This window comes from Pseudomonas sp. MPDS, assembly GCF_013283895.1.
Classification (GTDB): Bacteria; Pseudomonadota; Gammaproteobacteria; order Pseudomonadales; family Pseudomonadaceae; genus Aquipseudomonas; species Aquipseudomonas rhizophila.
On the sequence record NZ_CP054128.1, the window covers coordinates 1,915,617 to 1,934,348 of the forward strand.

An 18,732-nucleotide genomic window follows, 5' to 3' on the forward strand; every position below is an offset into this window, starting at 1 on the left:
ATTAGGATTACACTTCCAAGGAAAAAGCTGACTCGCTAAGTGTTGTTGTCCTACGGGGTAGACATGGATATTCAAATAATCACACGCGACGGAGAGCCCGAATACGCGGTTTTACCGTGGGATCAGTACCAGTCGCTATTGAAGGCAGCCGGCATCAATCAAGCTCCGCCGCAGGAAGCCACAGTCCGTCACGCGGCGGCACCCGGCCAGGTTCTTCCTGGTCTGGATCAACTACGCAGTTTGCGCGAAGGGAAGGGCATCGCCATTGAGGCGTTGGCCCGCACAGTAGGTATAAGCCCGTCTTATCTGGCCATGATCGAAAGTGGCGAGCGTCAGCCCGATGCCGCGATTCGGCGCAGTTTGGCCTGGGAGTTGACGGTGCCGGGTTGGAGGGATCAATCGTGAGTGTTCGTATCAGTCGGCAGCATTGGGATGGGTTGTTGGGTGAACTGGATCAGGCGCGCCGCCAGCGCCATTTGTTGACGTACCGGGCCTTGCTGGAGCGTTTGCAGCTTCCCAGCCCGGCCATGCAGACCTTGACTGCGGCCCTTGAACACTTGGCAGCACTGGATGCCCGGGCTGAACAGCCGCTGCGAAGTTCGTTGGTCATCAGCCAGGGGGCAAGCCGGTTGCCGCGTACCGGCTTCTTCGAGTGCGTTGAGCGTCTTGGGCGCTTTTCCGGGCCTTCCGATGGTGTCGCGGCCGCTTCCTGGCACGCCTCGGAAGTGGTCCGGGTATTCGAATACGAGTACCCCGAATCAGCGGAGGCCTGAATGCTCTGGCGCATCAAGGCGCGGGCCGGTTACTGGCTGGCGCGTCGATTGTTTCATTGGTCCTGGTTTGTTCGACAGCCCCGTGGCTGGTCCTGGCTGGAAGGTCAATTTGCCCGCATGGCGAACCTGGGGGACGTCGGCGCGCAAAGTTTCTATGGGCATATCCTGACGTTCCGCGGCCAGGGCTTGGGTGCCCGGGAAGAAGGTGTTCGCCTGTTGCGCCTGGCGGCGCTGGCCGGTGATGGCAAGGCTGCCTATCAAGTCGGTGTGATCAGCCTGGCCGGTTCCGCCAGCAAGGCGCCGGATCCGATAGAAGCGGCGCGCTGGTGGGGTTTGGCGGCAAAAGCCGGCCATCCGTTGGCGGAGGTCAAGCTCAAGGCGCTCGAAGGCTACGACCAGTAGTTTTATCCACAGGCATTTTTGAACCCTTCTTTCCTTTCGGCGGTTCGTTTGTCGAGTGGGGCTATTTAGCGAATCGCCCTACATTCACCGCCTCCTTACCTGACTTATTTCCCCAGGCATCCCCGGCAAAGTCTCGCGCTCCCTGAGTGCTGCGAGACGTCTGCCCATGTTCGATCGTTTTTCCCTGCCGGCCCCTGATCGAGCCGTGTCCTGATGGATCAGGTGCACCGTATCGAGCAGGAACTCGACAGCTTCAAAGACACCCTGACGCTCTACCGCGAGCAGCTCGACCGCTGGTACAGCCAGACGGCGGACCGCGCCAGCCATGCGGCCGACCTGCCTTCGCTGATGGGCATGGAGCGGCTGATTCGTTTCGGTGACAGCAGCTCCGCTGTCAGCATCGGCGACGATGATTTCCTCTCCACCGTTGTCCAGTGCCCCTCGGCCGGGCCGGTGACCATCGAGAGCAAACTGGAGTCGGTGTACGACATTCCGCTGGGCGGCATCGTGGTGGATGTGGTGGCCGTGGACAGCGGCGAGGTCACGCCCGTCACCCTGAATGCCGAGGGCCTGGGGACTTTCCAGGGGACGGCGGGTAAGTCCTATCGGGTTCACGTCCAGGACAAAGTATCCCCCCAGACAATCGCCGACCTGTTTTCTTCCTACGACGGCCTGAACAACGATCTGACGCAGTGGCTGCGCGGGCAGTGGCAGGGCTTCAAGCCGCAGTGGGCGCAGCAATCATTGGCGACTTCGGCGGCCGCGGTGGGCAATGGTTTGCTCGCAGGCAGTTGGGCGGCGATTGAGGGGGTGTGGGACAGCATCAGTCTGCTGTCGGACATCCTCAAGAACCCTGGCAAGTTTGTAGACCGGCTGGGCGAAAGTGCGGATCAGCTAAGCGCCATGGCGGAAAAAACGCCGTTGCTCATGGCCAGGCTGCAATTGCTGGCCAGCGACGAAGCGGCGTTGTGCCTGCTGGTGCGCACCGCCAGCCTCTGGCTGGAGATGCTGCCGCCCAGTGAGGTTGCCGGTGAAACCGCTGAAGCGCTCGCTACGGCGGTGGTGCAACTGGTGATCGACTTGCTGATCGGCGTCGTCCTGACCTTCGCCGGGGCGGGGACCGGTGTTGCTTACTTGGCCATGCGTCTAGGCCAGTTTGGCGGGCGTCTGCTGAGCGCCGCGCAGCGATTCATCAACGCGATCTTCGCGGTGGTCAACGGTTTCATGACCTATGTGGACCGCTACAAAACCGTGGCGGCGCGGGGGATCGCGGCTGGAGTGAAGAAGGGCCGGATGCAACTGCGCTGGGACGCGCAGCGCAATACCACGCTGAAAAAGGACGAATCCTACGACGACGCCCCCAACCAATCGAAAAACCCCAACGGTGACAGCGCCGACACCGCGGCCCTGACCCAGACCAGCGGCTGCCCGGTGTCGATGGTCACCGGCGAAGAACTGCTGACCCTGGACGACGGCACCCTCGATGGCCGGCTGCCGTTTGTCTTCACCCGCTTGTACCGCACCAGCGCGGTGGACCTGGACATCGGCCTGGGTCGCGGCTGGAGTCATGCTCTGGCGCATCGCCTGTTGCTTGAGGGCGAGCAGGTCATCTGGATCGACCAGGAAAACCGCCGTACGACGTTTCCGCTGCCCAGCGAGCAACGCCCGACGATCCACAACAGCCTGGCCCGCGCGGCGATTTACCTCGGAGTGGAACCGGACGAACTGATCATCGCCCAGCCGGGCGAAGACGCGCCTTTCCTACACTTTCGAGACGGCCATCTGACCGCCCTCAGCGACCGCTACGCCAACCGCCTGACGATCAAGCGCAACATCCATGGCGACATCAGCCGCCTGGACAACGGCGCCGGGCGCGCCCTGCGCTTGCGTTATGAGCAACGTCACCTGGTTGCCATCGACTACCAGAGCTTTCACCCGGCCCTGACCCTGGACGACGCCTGGCGCACCGAACAGACCCTGGTGGCTTACCGCTACGACGCCCGCTGGCGACTGATCGAGGCGACCAACGCCGCCGGTGAAAGCGAACGCTACGACTACGACGACCAGCACGTCATCCTGCAACGGCAACTGGCCGGCGGTGCGAGTTTCTTCTGGGAGTGGCAAGGGGCAGGCCGCGCAGCCCGCTGCGTGCGGCACTGGGCCTCGTTTGCGCAGATGGACAGCCGCTACACCTGGGGCGAGGACGGGCAGGTCACGGTCCAGCACCTTGATGGCAGCCAGGAGGTGTACGTCCACGACGAGCGGGCACGGCTGGTGCGCAAGGTCGAGCCCGATGGCGGCGAGCACCTCAAGGCCTATGACCCCCAGGGCCGGCTGATCGCCGAACAGGACCCGCTGGGCGCCGTCACCGAATACCGCTACGACGAAGCCGGACGGCTGGTGGCGCTGATTCCGCCGGACGAGGAACCGACGTCCTACGAATACCGCCACGGTTTCCTGCGTGCCCGTTCGCGCGGCAAGGCCGTGTGGCAATACCGGCGCAACGCCCAGGGCGATGTGATCGAGGCCATCGATCCGCACGGCCAGAGCACCGGCTATGACTACGATGCCCAGGGGCAGTTGCTGGCGATCCGTTACCCCGACGGTAGCGAGCATCGGTTTACCCGCAATCAACTGGGCCAACTGACCGAAGAAACCCTGCCTGACACGGGGCGCCGGTGTTTTTCCTACGACGCCCTGGGGCGTTTGCTGACCCGCCAGGACGAACACGGCGCCCTCACGCACTACCAGTGGGACGCGGTGGGCCGCCTGCTCGAAACCACCTTGCCAGGTGGTACGACCCGCGCCTGGCGCTACAACGCCTACGGCAAGGTCACCGCCGAGCGCGATGAGCTGGGGCGGACCACCCGCTATGAATACGCCGACGACCTGCACCTGATCAGCCGTCGGCTCAACCCCGACGGCAGCGAACTGAAGTATCGCTACGACTCGGCGCGGCTGTTGCTGACTGAAATCGAAAACGAATCCGGCGAAAAATATCAGCTGGACTACACGCCTAACGGATTGATCCGACAGCAGATCGGCTTTGACGGCCAACGCACCGCCTACGCCTACGACCTCAATGGCCACCTGCTGGAGAAAACCGAGCACGGCGCGGACGGCGCCCAATGGGTCACCCGCTACCAGCGCGACGGGGCCGGGCGGCTGCTGGTCAAGACCTTGCCCGACGGCCAGGCCATCGAATACCGCTACGACGGGCTGGGCCGGCTGGTCCACGTCAACGATGGCACCGATCACCCGCTGGCCTTCGAATACGACGCCCAGGACCGGCTGATCAGCGAACACCAGGGCTGGGGCACCCTGCGTTATCGCTACGACGCCTGCGGACGCCTCAACCACCTGCGTCTGCCGGACAACAGCCAGCTCGACTACCACCACGCCCGGGGCGGCGCGCTGACGGCCATCGACCTGAACGGCTCACGCCTCACCGAACACCAGCTCAGCGGCGGGCGCGAACGCCAGCGCCGCCAAGGCCTGCTGCTCAGCCAGTACGACTACGACGAACAAGGCCGGCTCAAGGCCCAGACGGTGTGGCAGAACCAGCAGCAACTGTTCTGGCGCGATTATGCCTACAGCGCCAATGGCAACCTGCAGTCCATTTCCGACAAGCGCAACCGCCGCCATTACCAATACGACCCGCTGGATCGCCTGATCGGCATCGACTATTCCCACAGCGAGCCGCCGGAACACTTCGCCCACGACCCGGCCGGCAACCTGCTGATGCAGGACCGCCCCGGCCCCACCCGCCTCAAGGGCAACCGCCTGCTGATGGAGGGCGACCGCCACTACGACTACGACGCCTTCGGCAACCTGATCCGCGAACGGCGCGGCAAGGCCCAGTGCCTCGTCAGCGAATACCGCTACGACAGCCAACACCGGCTGATCGGCGTCACCACGGCGCACGGGCGCGAAACGTCCTACCGCTACGACGCTTTCGGCCGACGCATCAGCAAGACCGTGGACGGCCTGACCACGGAATTTTTCTGGCAGGGCGACCAGGTCGTCGCCGAAAGCAGCCCGCGCCACCACCGCAGCTACGTCTACGAACCGGGCACCTTCCGCCCCCTGGCCCTGCTCGACGGCAAAGGCCCGAACGCCTGCCCGTTCTACTACCACCTCGACCACCTGGGCACGCCCCAGGAGCTGACCAACTACGGCGGCACCATCGTCTGGTCGGCACGCTACAGCGGCTACGGCAAAACCACCGAACTGGTCCACGGCGGCGGCGAACAGCTGGAACAACCGTTGCGTTTCCAGGGCCAATACTTCGACCCCGAAAGCGGCCTGCACTACAACCGGCACCGCTACTACAATCCGGAAACCGGCCGCTACCTGACGCCTGACCCGAGCAAACTGGCGGGTGGCCTCAACGGGTATCGCTACACCCTGAACCCGACGGGGTGGGTGGATCCGTTGGGGTTGGTGGATTGTCCGGGGAAGGGTGGGTGCCGGTCGGCGGTTGGTAGTCAGGATCCGGCGGCTAAGGTTGGGGTGGATGAGGGTGAGCCGGCGCTGCCGATGACGGCGGAGCAGCGGCGGGCGCGGATTGACGCGTTTGGGGAGGCAAATGCTAAGAGACGGGTGGTTGCTATGGAAGAAAAATACCGTATGCATACTGTTGAAAAACACAGTTCGGAAATATCAGACGTAGCGCTAAAACAGCGTGCCATTAACGGTGCGAATCCGCACACGGGTGAAGTTCCCAAGGGAGCTAATGGAAGCCTAAGCTCCCAATTCAGCAACTGGCGAATTCATTTGAATGCGCTAAATAAAGCTATGACAAGAGAAAAGCTTGGACTGGATCCGTTTACTGGCGTGGACCACAAAAACGATAGAGTTGTCAGGCAGGAGTTGTCGGGAGCAGGTCGTGGCTACAAACCAAATAAAAAAGATAAGCAAAATCCTAAGTTGAACGAGGATTTAAATTGGTTTGAAGTGAAGTTTAATAAAGATGGCGTACCTTACACTGGATTTCCTACGGAGAAAAAATGATGCTGATGCACCCTTTTATAAATGAGGAGTTTGTTCCTGATCTGACGTGGTTTATTGGTCAATTTGATGTGTATGACCGTGAAGAAACACTCGGGGCAATACTGGAAGTCTACAATCCTGAGAATAAGCGTGACAGATCAGAGTTGATTGTTAAATATGGCCTGAATTTAGAGTGCCTGTCCTATAGGCATAAATATGTATTGGTGAGGTTTTTGGGTGACAAGCTTAATGATCCGGATTTTGACTTTAAAAGTTTGTTTGAGATAGACGAAGATTGCGCGGGTAGCTGGCCTCGAGGGGAATGGTACAACTTACAAAGTCCTAAAGAATTTCTTCAGGATGTTTATGTGTTGGCAAAAGAAACTTGGAAAGAAGATCTCAAAAAAGCCGCTCTTGAAGATCCATCTACGTGGTAGGCCACAGGGTTAACGCCAAGCGTTCGGGCCGTGGTGAATGGGGAGTCCGCTCACACCGACAACCCCACCACAACCTCCCGCCCAGCCAAACCATCAACCAAGTACACGCTCCCCCCCAAAATCTCTTTGGCATGATGCTTGGCCTGCGAAGCCAGTTCCGCCAACTGGCTGGCATCCAGTTCCCCACAGGCTTCAGCCCGCAAATGCACCACCCCAATCGACAGCGACAGCAAGGCAAATTCCTGTCGAACGCCCTGCCGATTCAGCGCGGTGAAGCAGCCGGCTTCCAGATGCTCGGGGCGGTAGAAGCGGCGGCAGTGGGTCTGGAAGTCGCTCAGTAATTGATTCAGGCGTTTGCGCCAGTCTTCCGGACCGAGGACCAGCAGGAAGTCGTCGCCGCCGATGTGACCGACGAAGTCGCGGCTGGGATCGATGCGTTCGTTCAGGCATTGGGCCAGGCACAGCAGGACTTCGTCGCCGCGACCGTAGCCGTAGATGTCGTTGAAGGGTTTGAAGCTGTCGATGTCCACGTAGCAGATCACTGATTCCTGTCGTTGTTGCAGCAGGCGTGTCAGGCATTGTTGGATCGGCACGTTACCCGGCAGCAGGGTCAGCGGGTTGGCGTAGCGGGCCTGTTGGATTTTCAGTTCGGTGATGAGCTTGAGCACGTCGATCACCCGGCCCAGGCCCAGGTAACTACCGTTGAGGGTGATGATGAAGTCTTCTTCTATGCGTTGTCGGGCGCGGCTGGTGATGAGGCGGCTGACTTGTTGCAGCGACTGGTTCAGTTCCACCGCCAGGAAGTCATCGCTCATCAGGCGGCTGATGGGTTTGCGGGCGAACAGATCGGTGGCGAAGGGTTTGAGCAAGGCATCCGAAAGGGAGTGACGATGGACGATGCCGCAGGGTTGTTCCTGATCGTCCAGTACCGCCAGGGAGTTGAGGTTGGCCTGGCGCCGAAACGCCTCAAGCACGGTGGCCGTCGGCGTATCGTGGGCCACCGCCGGTTGTTCGTTGAGCAGCGCCCCGAGGTCGTTGACTTCGTCGGTCAATGCCACCGCGCCGGCGTCCTGCCGGGGCATCAGCGCCCTGGCGTCACGGGAGGGCTGCTCCTGTGGGCGAGCGAGCAGATAACCCTGAACCAGATCGACGCCCATCTCTATCAATACCGCCAGTTCTTCCGGCAGTTCGATTCCCTCGGCAATCACCTGGGCGCGGGAAGCCCGGGCGATTTTCAGGATCGAGCCGACAAATTCGCGCTTGAGGGCGTCCTGGTGAATACCGTCGATGAAGTGCCGGTCGATCTTCACATAATCGGGGCGCAATTCGGACCACAGCCGCAGGCTCGAATACCCGGCGCCCAGATCGTCCAGGGCGATGGAGAAACCCATGGCCCGATAATGATGCAGGGCGGTTTGCAGGAGTTGGAAGTCGTCGATCGGTGTTTGTTCGGTCAGTTCGATCACCACCTGGCTGGGCGGGATGCCGAAATCTTGCAGCAGTTGCAAGGTGCGTCCGGTCTGGTGGGCGGCTTCGAGCAGGGATTCGGGCGAGACGTTGAGGAACAGCTTGCCCGGCAGTTTCTGCTCATTGAAACGTTGGCAGGCGCTGCGTCGGCAGGCCAGTTCCAGCTCACTGAGGCGTCCGGCCTGGCGGGCCACCGAAAGTAGGGCGATGGGCGAGTGCAGCGGGCTGTTGGACGGGCCCCGGGTCAGGGCTTCATAACCGACGATGCGCCGTTCGGAAAGGCAAATGATGGGTTGGAACAGGCTGTGTAAACCGCTTTGAGCCAGGATCGAACTCAAGGCACTCAGCTGTTCTGTCGTGGTCATGGCAATCTCTGGCGATAAAAAAAGGACTGGGCGCCACCCGTTCAAGGGAGCGCCCGGTCCTGTATTTCACGACAGAATGATGTCAGTTTGATGACGCTCCGGGGAGCGTCAGCATTAAATGGCCATCATGTCAGTGCTTGGCAATCGCCGTGTTGAGTTTCAGGTAATCGATGAGGATACGACCGGTCTCGCTCAGGTAGGCATCGTCTTCCGGTTTGGTTTTTTCCGGCTCGGCGATCAGGTCTTCATCCTCTTTCTTCAGTTCCTTGAGCGGCTCTTCACCCTTGGCCTTGCGTCGCAGGTTTTCCATGGTCAGTTGCTTGGCTTCGATGTCGGCATGCTGTGCGCGACGCTCGGCTTCGTTGAGGGTGACGGTTTTCTCCAGCATCAACTTCTGCGCCAAAGCCAGCTTGTCGCGAATGAAGACAAACTCCGCGTCCTGGGACGTGCGAGCGTCATGATCGGACTTGAGTTGCGCCAGGAATGGCTTGAACGGATCCACCGCCGGCTTGATCGCAGGCCGGATGGTGTCCCACGGCATGGCCTCGGGTAGGGCGCTTTCACCGATTTCCTTGGTGTCGATGATCGACGGGTAATCGATGTCCGGCAGTACACCCTGGTGCTGGGTGCTCTGGCCGGAAACCCGGTAGAACTTGGCCAGGGTCAGCTTCAGTTCGCCATGGTTGAGCGGCTGGATGGTCTGCACGGTGCCTTTGCCGAAGGTCTGGCCGCCGATGATCAGTGCCCGGTGATAGTCCTGCATGGCGCCGGCGAAGATCTCCGAGGCCGATGCTGACAGACGGTTGACCAGCAAGGCCATCGGGCCCTTGTAGAATGCCCCCGGATTTTCATCCTCGAGCACATCCACGCGGCCATCGGCGTTACGCACGAGCACGGTCGGGCCCTTGTCGATGAACAGGCTGGTCAGTTCCGTAGCTTCCTGGAGGGAGCCGCCGCCGTTGTTGCGCAAGTCGATGACGACACCGTCGACTTTTTCTTTTTGCAACTCGGTCAGCAGCTTCTTCACATCGCGCGTGGTGCTCTTGTAGTTCGGATCACCGGCGCGGAAGGCCTTGAAGTCCAGGTAGAAGGCCGGGATCTCGATCACACCGAGCTTGTAGTCCTTGCCGTCCTGTTTCAGTTTGAGGACGGATTTTTTTGCAGCCTGCTCTTCCAGCTTCACTGCTTCACGGGTGATGGCCACGACTTTGCTGGTCTGGTCGTTCGGCGCATTGCTGGCCGGGATGACTTCCAGGCGCACCACCGAGCCTTTCGGGCCGCGGATCAGCTTGACCACTTCGTCCAGGCGCCAGCCGACCACGTCGACCATTTCCTTGTTGCCCTGGGCGACACCAATGATCTTGTCCGCCGGGCCGACCTGTTTAGTCTTGTCGGCAGGTCCTGCCGGCACCAGGCGCACGATCTTCACTTGATCGTTGTCGCTCTGCAGCACCGCGCCGATGCCTTCCAGGGACAGGCTCATGTTGATGTCGAAGTTTTCCGCATTATCGGGCGACAGATAATTGGTGTGCGGGTCGTAGGACATGGCGAAGGTATTGATGTACGCCTGGAAGATATCTTCGGCGCGAGTCTGGTCCAGACGGGCCAATTGGTTCTTGTAGCGTTTGGTCAGGGTTTCCTGGATCTGCTTGGAGTCCTTGCCGGCGATCTTCATGCGCAACACTTCGTCCTTGACGCGTTTGCGCCACAGGTCGTCAAGTTCAGCGGTGCTTCTGAGCCAGGCGGCGTCCTTGCGATCCACCTGCAAGGTTTCTTTGGTATTGAAGTCGATCTTGTCGACGCCTTTGTTCAACTCGGCAAGGGTGTAATCCAGACGCGCCTTCACGCGATCCAGGTAGCGCTTGTAGATGATGAACCCGGCGTTCAGGTCGCCGCTCTTGAGGAAATCGTCGAACTGGGTTTTCCACTTGTCGAATTCAGCGATGTCGCTGGCCAAGAAATAGCTGCGCGAGGGATCAAGCAGCTTCAGGTAGCTGTCGTAGATGATGACCGAGCGCGCGTCATCGAGCGGCGGCTTGCTGTAATGATGGCGCTTGAGCAATTCAACGACGTTGAGGCTGGCAATCACCTCGTCGCGATCGGGCTGAAGCTTGTCCCAGCTATTGGCTGCGAACGTATCGCTCGACAGCGGCAACAGACCGAGGCCAATGACAAGCGCGAGGGCGGTGCTGGGGAACAGGTGCTTCATGCTGATTCGACGCAGGGACAATTGATAACGCATATTAGGCCGTCTTTGAAGTCGCCGGTTCCATGTGGCCCGGGCGCATAATGCAAGAAAGCCCGGCGTTACAGCAGCGGGCCCAGTCGAGACTCACTATGGAGGCACCGTGAAAGCATTGCAAGGCGTTGAAGGCCAAGTGGTATGGGCAGATGAGCCAAGTCCGACGTGTGATGTAGGGCAAGTCCGCATCCGTGTGGCGGCCGCCGGTCTGAATCGAGCCGATTTGTTACAAAAGGCCGGACATTATCCGCCGCCGCCCGGTGCCAGTCAGGTGCTGGGCCTGGAGTGCGCCGGGGTGATCAGCGAGGTCGGAGCGGGCTCCTCGTGGCAGATTGGCGATCGCGTTTGCGCCCTGCTGGCCGGCGGCGGGATGGCCGAAGAGGTGGTGGTCGATGGCCGGCATGTCCTGCCGGTGCCCGAAGGGTTATCCCTGGCTGAGGCGGCCGCGCTGCCTGAGGTTTACAGCACCGCGTGGCTCAATCTGTTTCAGCTGGCTGCACTCAAACCGGGGGAAAAAGTGCTGTTGCACGCCGGTGCCAGTGGTGTCGGTTCGGCCGCGATCCAGTTGTGCAAAGCCTTCGGCAACCCGTGCTGGGTCAGCGTCGGTTCGGCTGATCGTCTGAGTTATTGCGAGGCGCTGGGGGCCCAGGGCGGCGTGATACGCACCGATGGCCTCGAGAGCCTGAACGACTTCGCCCCCTTCGATGTGATCCTCGATCCGGTGGGCGCGAACTACGCTGCGTTGAACGTGAAACTTTTGTCAGTTGACGGCCGTTGGGTGTTGATCGGCCTGATGGGCGGGCGCTCGACCGAACTCGATCTGGCGCAGGTACTGGGCAAGCGTATCCAATTGCTCGGCTCGACCTTGCGCAGTCGTGACGATCAGTTCAAGGCCGACCTGATCAGTGAGCTGGGGCACCAGGTGTGGCCGCTGTTCACCGACAAACGCCTGAGCCCGCAACTGGCCAGGACCTTTGCGATCAAGGATGCCGAAGCGGCGTTTGCCGAGCTGGCGAGCAACAAGGTGTCAGGAAAGTTGGTGTTGGTGATCGATGAAAGCCTGGGCTGATTCCGGGGAGTCGAACCCAGGCTTTGCGGTGCCGCCTGAATGTGGAAAACCACGTGCTGCTAAAGGGTTGACCTAGAGGTTAACCCTTAGGACCTGAGAGAACATCCGTTGCTCGTTGCTGTTTTTACGGACAATCGAGTAGTTGATCAGGACGGTTTTTCCGCTGTTTTCGGATACCCAGGCACTGGGAATGTCAAAAACGTTGGCTTGGCCGGACGTCACATCCTGGTTTTCAGTATCGTGGGTGGTGACACCGGCCCAACGAACCCTGACGGTGTAGCCTGTCTCACCGCCGTAGTTCACGCTAACCTTCAAGTTGGAATAACTCGGTGCCGGTAATGGATCCACCGCTTGCGGGTCGATATGCAGCGTCAACCTGTCTGACTCTATCGTCTCGCCAATCCCTTTTTCCTTGACGGAATAGCCGACCACGACAGATCGACCGATATTGTCGACGACTTCCAGACGAGGAATCGGGATCAGTCTTTTCCCGGGGGGATCACCCACTTCGATAATTGGACTGTTGTAGTTGACCCGACCCTGCCAGCGCGCCCGGATGGTATCGGTAGCATGCATACCGGTGTAGTGAGGTACTTCAACATCCACATACGTGTCGGTGTAGATATCACTCATTTTCAGATGGTCGCCCGCTGCGTTATAGGCTTTGGGAACCTTGGGTTTGAGTTTCCCCGGGGTGATGGGAAGGACAGCCTGGTCCGCGGCGTTATAGACAAACGTGGCATCTGCAGACGGGGTGCCGGGTATGGTCAGACGAATGATGGGGACCACCATGCCCCCGGTGCGGTCGTAATATTTCTGTTGGTCGATTTGGGCATTCGCCAGCCCTGTGTCGATGTAGAAGAAGGCCTGAATTGGCAATACTCCGGGCTCATTTTCAGGCCAGGCTTTGATGCGCAGCTCGTTGTGATCGGCAAAAGCCTCATCGGGGATCAATGAACGAACCCGAATGGCCTGGTTGAAGCCTTGGACTGCTTCTGCATCCAGGCTGCTCGTTACCATAAAGGCGCAGGAGTGCGCGGTTCTATATTGAGAGACCTTTCGATAATGGGCCACCCATTGTTCCGCGGTGGTAATGTTTTGTTCTCGACAAGGCGTGCTGTCAGCAAATACTCGCGGAGGCACGATACTGTCTCTGCATCCATACTGCCCCGCGGCATCGCGATAAAACGTAGCGCCGTCGAGTGGAAAGTAACAGATAACTTCGGGTTTTATTTTTCCGGCGGGGGCGTTGAGATAAGGATAGAAAATCAAGCCATTGACACCATACCAGGGGGTGCGAACAAACTTTGTATCGGCTCTCAAATAAGAAAATGAGACTGCGTCGGTTTTTCTTGAGAAGTCGCTATGATCCCATGGATCGTAATTATTGCTGGTTTTAGTGATGCGTAGCGTTACCCCTGAGCAGAGAAAGGCTGGTGTGGTGGGCGTGCCGCAGTTGGCGGCGGTATTGTGATACGCCGTGGTCAGCTTTCGGGCTGTTTCCTCACCGGAGCGTTCATAACTACTGGAAGACTGAATGTCGGGTGGTGGCGACGGCAGTTGAGTTGCGCAACCAAATAATACGGCGAGCGCGAGGGCCGTAAGTGCCTTTATGCTGGTGTGGGTAAAAATCCACTGTTCAAGGTACTTGTTCATGAGGGCTCCCGTCGCGGGGCGACTGTCTAGTAAAAACAGGGCGTGGAGTTATTAACCTGCGGATACAGCCATGCGTCTACTGTTAGAAATAACAGGTCAAAGGAAGAACACGCGCCATCTGTCGGTTAGTCTGAGCGACCTGTAAAGTCTGACAGTAGACATCGCATAAAAAACGCTTTAGAGAAGTTTCGAGAGTAATAGATGTCTCTCTGATTAGTGTCCTGACAGAAGAGATGTTGTGATGACTGCAAAGTGACTCCGCATGATCCATGAACATATTGGCTCAGTAAAAAACGCATGCCCCAGCAGGCTTGAATGGCACCCTCATGCCTATCGCCGGAGGCTTCCACCTCTGACCGGCGAACCCAGGCAAACCGACCTTTGGTCGGCAGCCCATAGCCGATGCGCGCACCCTGCTAGCGTTAACTAATGGAGGGATGGGGGTAACCGCAGCTTTCATTTCACCCGCCAGGTGAAGAGGTTGATCATGACCATCGCCGAATGGCGCATGCAGGGCGTCGAATTCATTGCCTGCAACTGCAATTGGGGCTGTCCCTGTCAATTCGACGCGCCACCGACCCATGGCCACTGCCACGCGGTGGCGTCGATGCGAGTGGAACGCGGGTATTTCAATCAAGTGGCGTTGGGAGGCTTGTGTTGGGCCGCCACCTTCGCTTGGCCGGGCGCCATCCATGAGGGCAACGGCAGTTGTCAGGTGTTCATCGATGAACGCGCCGACGAGGCGCAACGCCAGGCTCTGTTGACCATCCTCTCTGGCCTGGAGAGCGACCCCGGGGCCAACGTGTTTCAGGTGTTCAGCAGCACCATGAGTGAAATGTTCGAACCGCAGTTCGTGCCCATCACCTTGTCCATCGATGTCGATCAGCGTTTGGCGCACCTGGACATTCCCGGCGTATTGCAGGCCAGCGGCGAGCCGATCCGCAGCCCGATCGACGGTTCACCTCATCGAGTCCGCCTGTCCCTGCCCAACGGCTTCGAGTTCCTTGAGGCTGAAGTGGCCAGTGGCAGCTACCAGACGCATTCAGCGCTCAAGCTTCAATCCCAGGACAGCCATAGCCATCTCGCCCACGTGCATTTCACCGGTCATGGCATAGAGCCGTAAAGATGGCAGAACCCCAGGCGGCGGCGCAGAGCAAGCGACTGACAGGCGAGCAGTTGTTGTTCCTGCTCTGCCTGCTCGCGCTGACCGCCTTGGCCTGGCTGATACTGCTGCAGATGGCCCGTGACATGAGTGCGCCGGGCGGCATGGCCGATGCGGCAATGGCCGGTATGCTCATGCCCTGGAGCCTGGGCGATGCGCTGCTGATGTTCGCCATGTGGGCAGTGATGATGATCGGCATGATGTTGCCCAGCGCCTTGCCCATGCTGCTGATCTACCAGCAGATGCTGCGCAAGCGCATGCCGGCACCGCAGCGACACCTGGCCCTGCTGCTGTTCTGCAGCGCCTATGGCCTGGTCTGGGTTGGTTTCGCCCTGGGCGCCACGGCGCTGCAATGGGCGCTCGAGCGGCTGGCCTTGCTCAGTCCGGGGATGCGCAGCAGCAGTACCGCGCTGGGCGCTGGCCTGCTGCTGGTCGCAGGCATCTATCAGTGGTCGCCAAGCAAGGCGGTCTGCCTTGAGCATTGTCGCGGGCCGCTGCATTTTCTTCTCGGCTACTGGCGCCCCGGCGTGCTCGGCGGCTGGCGCATGGGGCTGGCCCATGGCGCTTACTGCCTGGGCTGCTGCTGGGCCCTGATGGGCCTGCTGTTCGTGGTCGGCGTAATGAACCTGCTCTGGGTGGCAGTGATCGGTGCCTTCATCCTGCTGGAGAAGAACCTGCGGCAGGGACTCTGGCTCAGTCGTATCTGCGGTGTGTTGTTGCTCGGCTGGAGCCTGTGGCTGCTGCTGGGCTAGGCTAAACCTGTGTGGGAGCGAGCCTGCTCGCGATTGCGATGGATCAGCAGGCATTGATTTAACTGACACACCGCAATCGCGAGCAGGCTCGCTCCCACAGGGGCTTATTTCCAGGTATGAATCGGCCACCCGGCCGATTCGGCATGGGCCTTCAACACCGCATCCGGGTTTACCACATGAGGGAAGTCCACCCGCTGTAGCAACGGCAGGTCGTTGCGCGAGTCGGAATAGAAACTTGCGCCCTCAAGGTTTTCTTCCTCGGCATCCAGCCAGTCCAGCAGCCGTGCGATCTTGCCTTCGCGATAGGTCAGGGTGCCGACGGTCTTGCCGCTGTACACCCCATGACTCACCTCAAGCTCAATCGCCAGGATCTCATCGATGCCCAGCCGTTCGGCAATCGGCTTGACCAGGTGCGTGCCGGAGGCGGAGATCACCAGGATCCGGTCACCGGCCTTGCGGTGTTCGGCGATGGTTTTGGTGGCGTCGCTGAAGATGATCGGTTCGATGAAGTCTTCCACCCACGGCGTCACCAGGTGTTCGATTTCTTCCGGGGTGCGGCCGATCATCGGTTCCAGGCTGAAGTCCATGTATTCTTCCATGCGCAGCTTGCCGTGGCTGTAGGCGTCCATCAGCTCATTGTTGCGACGCATGAACGACTCTGGATCGACCCAGCCCAGGCGCCCCATCTGCTCGCTCCAGAGGGTGGCGCAATCGCCGTGGATCAGGGTTTCGTCCAGATCAAAAATTGCCAGGGCCATCAGCGCATTTCCCTTTTCAAAATCAACTTCAAAATCAATAAAGCCATCAGGCTACCTCACACAGCGCCGTCGAATCGATGGAAAGTGACAGTCGTGTGCCATCGGGGTGCAAATCGGCGGCGGAACGATTGAGCACGTCGACCACCAGCTCTACGCCGCGAGCCTCGACCCGGTAGCGGATCACGTTGCCCAGCAGGCTGTGGCTGCGGATCAGGGCATCGGGCTCGCCGCTGCGGCTCAGTTCAATGGCCTCCGGGCGAATGGCGATGCGACCGGTCACTGGCCGTTGCAGCAGTTTGCTGGCGCTGTCGGCGTCCAGCAGGTTGTAGTTGCCGATGAAGCCGGCGGCAAAGACATCGACCGGCGCAGTGTAAAGGGTTTCGGCATCGCCGCTTTGTACGATCTTTCCCTGGTTCATCAGGAAAATCCGGTCGGACATGGTCAGCGCTTCTTCCTGATCGTGTGTGACGAAGATCGTGGTCAGGCCCAGTTCGCGTTGTATCTGTCGGATCTGCTCGCGCAAATGTTTGCGAATCCGCGCATCCAGGGCCGACAGCGGCTCGTCCAGCAGCAACAGGCGCGGGCGGGTCACCAGGGAGCGGGCCAGGGCCACGCGCTGGCATTGGCCGCCGGAAAGTTGATGGGGGTAGCGAGCGGCGAAGTCGTGCAGCTCCACCAGCCGCAAAATATCCAGTACCCGTTGGCGGCTGTCCTCGGTCGCAACCTTTTGCATGCGCAGGCCGAAGGCGACGTTCTGTTCCACGGTCATGTTGGGAAACAAGGCGTAGCTCTGGAACACCATGCCGATCCCGCGCTTCTGCGGGCTCAGCGGGACGATGTCCTGTCCGTCCAAAAGGATCTGTCCGGCATCCACCGCGGTCAGGCCGGCAATGCAGCGCAGCAGTGTGGACTTGCCGCAGCCGGAAGGGCCGAGGAGGGTGACGAACTCGCCCTTGTGGATTTCGCAATTTATGTCGCTGAACACCGGTGTGCCGGCATAGCTTTTTTGCAGGTGTTGGACGCTGACGTAGCTCATTGGCTTTTGTCCTTGTTCAAGATGTTGGCCGCCCAGGTCAGGACCAGTACGAAGAAGAAGTAGGAAATCACCAGCGCACTGGTGAAGTGACCGCTGCTGTTGCGCATGTTGTTCAGGTACACCTGCAGGGTTTCATAGCGAGTGCCGACGAGAATGTTGGCAAACACGAACTCACCGAACAGAAACGAGAAAGACAGCAGCAACGCCACCATCAAGCCCTTGCGCAAGTTCGGCAGTACCACCAGCAAAGCCGCCTGGAACGTGCTGGCGCCTAGCAGTTGGGCGGCGTCCATGAGGTCGCGCAGGTTGATGGCTTGCAGGTTGTTGGTGATCGCCCGATACATGAATGGCAGGGCAACGGTGAAGTAGCAACCGATCAGGATCCACGGCGTGCCCACCATCGCCAGCGGCCCGGAACCGTAGAGTTGCAACAGCCCCACTGAAGACACCACCGGCGGCACCGCGAAGGGCAGCAGGATGAGGATGTTCATCAGTGCGTCGAGCTTTGGAAAGTGGTAATGCACCACAAACAGCAGGGGCAGGATCAACACCACGGACAGCACCAGCGCCCCGACGCAGACGATCAGCGATTGGCCGAAGGCGTTGAGAAAGCGCGGATCGCTCCACAGCTGCACGTACCACTTGAAGGTGAAACCGCTGGGCAGCACGGTGGCCGACCAACTGCTGGCGATGGAGTAGATCAGCGTGCCGGCCAGGGGCAACAGCAGGATGGCGAACAGCAAATACACCACCAGCCGATGATAGAGCCCGGCAGAGCTCGATTCAGCGCGAGACATGGTAGCTCCTCTTGAGCAGCAACTGATGGACGACGGTCACCAGGGTCATCAGCGCCACCAGCACCACGGCCAGGGCGCTGGCCATGTTCGGGTCAAGGGAGATGTCCCCGGAGACCATGGCGGCGATGCGAATCGGCAGGACGTTGAAGTTACCGGTGGTTAGCGCATACACCGTGGCGTAGGCACCGAGCGCATTGGCCAGCAGGATCACGAACGTGCCCAGCAGCGCCGGGGTCAGCACCGGCAAGCCGATGTGCCGCCAGAACTGCCAGCCGTTGGCGCCCAGCAGCGCAGCGGATTCGCGCCAGTCCTCGCGCAGCGCGTCGAAGGCCGGGTAGAGCAGCAGTACGCCCAGGGGAATCTGGAAGTAGGTGTAGAGGATGATCAGCCCGGTTTTCGAGTACAGGTTGAAATCTTCAATGATCCCCGCCTGTTTGAGCATGATCGTGATGCTGCCGTTGAACCCCAGCAAAATGATGAAGGCGAAGGCCAGGGGCACGCCGGCGAAGTTGCTGGTCATGTTGGCGAAGGCGTTGACGAAGTTGCGCAGGCGCGAATCGACCCGACGCAGGGAATAGCTGCCGAGCACGGCGATGATGATGCCGAACACGCTGGACCAGAAACTGATTTCCAGGCTGTGCTGGATCGCTTGGCGGTAGAACTTCGAACTGAAAATCTTGCTGAAATTGGCCAGGCCCCAGCCGAACTCTTCCGATTCCAGGCTGTTGACCAGCACCCAAAGCAGCGGCGCGATCTGGAACACGATGAAGAAAATCGCGAAGGGCACCAGGCACAACGCTGCCAGCCATTTGCCGCGCGTCATG

General features: G+C 59.9%; 15 protein-coding genes. 8 read left to right on the forward strand and 7 right to left on the reverse strand.

Annotation, left to right across the window (positions count from 1 at the left end; all coding sequences use genetic code 11):
• The first annotated feature begins 63 nt into the window (after positions 1–63).
• The 5 genes from HQ912_RS08370 (at position 64) to HQ912_RS08390 (ending at position 6,604) form a co-directional block, all read left to right on the forward strand.
• Positions 64–405, forward strand: a complete 342-nt coding sequence (locus HQ912_RS08370; protein WP_076386572.1) for a helix-turn-helix domain-containing protein — start codon at positions 64–66, stop codon at positions 403–405.
• Complete coding sequence (locus HQ912_RS08375; protein ID WP_003179080.1) at positions 402–773, forward strand: hypothetical protein; 372 nt, start codon at positions 402–404, stop codon at positions 771–773. Before HQ912_RS08370 ends, HQ912_RS08375 begins: the two co-directional genes overlap by 4 nt.
• Positions 774–1,175, forward strand: a complete 402-nt coding sequence (locus HQ912_RS08380; RefSeq protein WP_047230478.1) for a hypothetical protein — start codon at positions 774–776, stop codon at positions 1,173–1,175.
• 213 nt (positions 1,176–1,388) lie between these two features.
• Positions 1,389–6,188, forward strand: a complete 4,800-nt coding sequence (locus HQ912_RS08385) for an RHS repeat-associated core domain-containing protein (protein WP_173406664.1) — start codon at positions 1,389–1,391, stop codon at positions 6,186–6,188.
• On the forward strand, positions 6,185–6,604 hold the full coding sequence (locus HQ912_RS08390) for a hypothetical protein (protein ID WP_173406665.1): 420 nt from the start codon (positions 6,185–6,187) through the stop codon (positions 6,602–6,604). The genes HQ912_RS08385 and HQ912_RS08390 overlap by 4 nt, the downstream gene beginning before the upstream one ends.
• A gap of 50 nt (positions 6,605–6,654) precedes the next feature.
• On the opposite strand, the gene HQ912_RS08395 is transcribed toward HQ912_RS08390, so the two are convergent.
• A complete protein-coding gene (locus tag HQ912_RS08395) occupies positions 6,655–8,436 on the reverse strand; it encodes a bifunctional diguanylate cyclase/phosphodiesterase (RefSeq protein ID WP_076383785.1) in 1,782 nt (593 codons plus the stop codon).
• A 130-nt stretch (positions 8,437–8,566) separates the two neighbouring features.
• A complete protein-coding gene (locus HQ912_RS08400) occupies positions 8,567–10,645 on the reverse strand; it encodes a carboxy terminal-processing peptidase (protein WP_173407522.1) in 2,079 nt (692 codons plus the stop codon).
• Between the two features lie 139 nt (positions 10,646–10,784).
• Between HQ912_RS08400 and HQ912_RS08405 the strand changes: the two genes are divergently transcribed.
• A complete protein-coding gene (locus HQ912_RS08405; RefSeq protein ID WP_173406666.1) occupies positions 10,785–11,747 on the forward strand; it encodes a zinc-binding dehydrogenase in 963 nt (320 codons plus the stop codon).
• Between the two features lie 72 nt (positions 11,748–11,819).
• Here the strand turns inward: HQ912_RS08405 and HQ912_RS08410 are convergent, their stop codons facing one another.
• A complete protein-coding gene (locus HQ912_RS08410; protein ID WP_155417192.1) occupies positions 11,820–13,403 on the reverse strand; it encodes a hypothetical protein in 1,584 nt (527 codons plus the stop codon).
• A 487-nt stretch (positions 13,404–13,890) separates the two neighbouring features.
• Here HQ912_RS08410 and HQ912_RS08415 point away from each other — a divergent pair, with 487 nt between their 5' ends.
• A complete protein-coding gene (locus HQ912_RS08415) occupies positions 13,891–14,526 on the forward strand; it encodes a DUF1326 domain-containing protein (RefSeq protein ID WP_047229653.1) in 636 nt (211 codons plus the stop codon).
• A 2-nt stretch (positions 14,527–14,528) separates the two neighbouring features.
• Positions 14,529–15,317: a DUF2182 domain-containing protein gene (locus tag HQ912_RS08420; protein ID WP_047229652.1), complete on the forward strand. Its 789-nt coding sequence runs from the start codon at positions 14,529–14,531 to the stop codon at positions 15,315–15,317.
• Between the two features lie 104 nt (positions 15,318–15,421).
• Here HQ912_RS08420 and HQ912_RS08425 read toward each other — a convergent pair whose 3' ends face one another.
• The 4 genes from HQ912_RS08425 to HQ912_RS08440 are packed head-to-tail and all read right to left on the reverse strand — an operon-like array spanning position 15,422 to position 18,731.
• Complete coding sequence (locus tag HQ912_RS08425; RefSeq protein WP_047229651.1) at positions 15,422–16,075, reverse strand: HAD family hydrolase; 654 nt, start codon at positions 16,073–16,075, stop codon at positions 15,422–15,424.
• 46 nt (positions 16,076–16,121) lie between these two features.
• A complete protein-coding gene (locus tag HQ912_RS08430; protein ID WP_076383788.1) occupies positions 16,122–17,111 on the reverse strand; it encodes an ABC transporter ATP-binding protein in 990 nt (329 codons plus the stop codon).
• On the reverse strand, positions 17,108–17,908 hold the full coding sequence (locus HQ912_RS08435; RefSeq protein ID WP_047229649.1) for an ABC transporter permease: 801 nt from the start codon (positions 17,906–17,908) through the stop codon (positions 17,108–17,110). The genes HQ912_RS08430 and HQ912_RS08435 overlap by 4 nt, the downstream gene beginning before the upstream one ends.
• On the reverse strand, positions 17,895–18,731 hold the full coding sequence (locus HQ912_RS08440; RefSeq protein WP_160893164.1) for an ABC transporter permease: 837 nt from the start codon (positions 18,729–18,731) through the stop codon (positions 17,895–17,897). The genes HQ912_RS08435 and HQ912_RS08440 overlap by 14 nt, the downstream gene beginning before the upstream one ends.
• Between the last annotated feature and the right edge of the window lies 1 nt (position 18,732).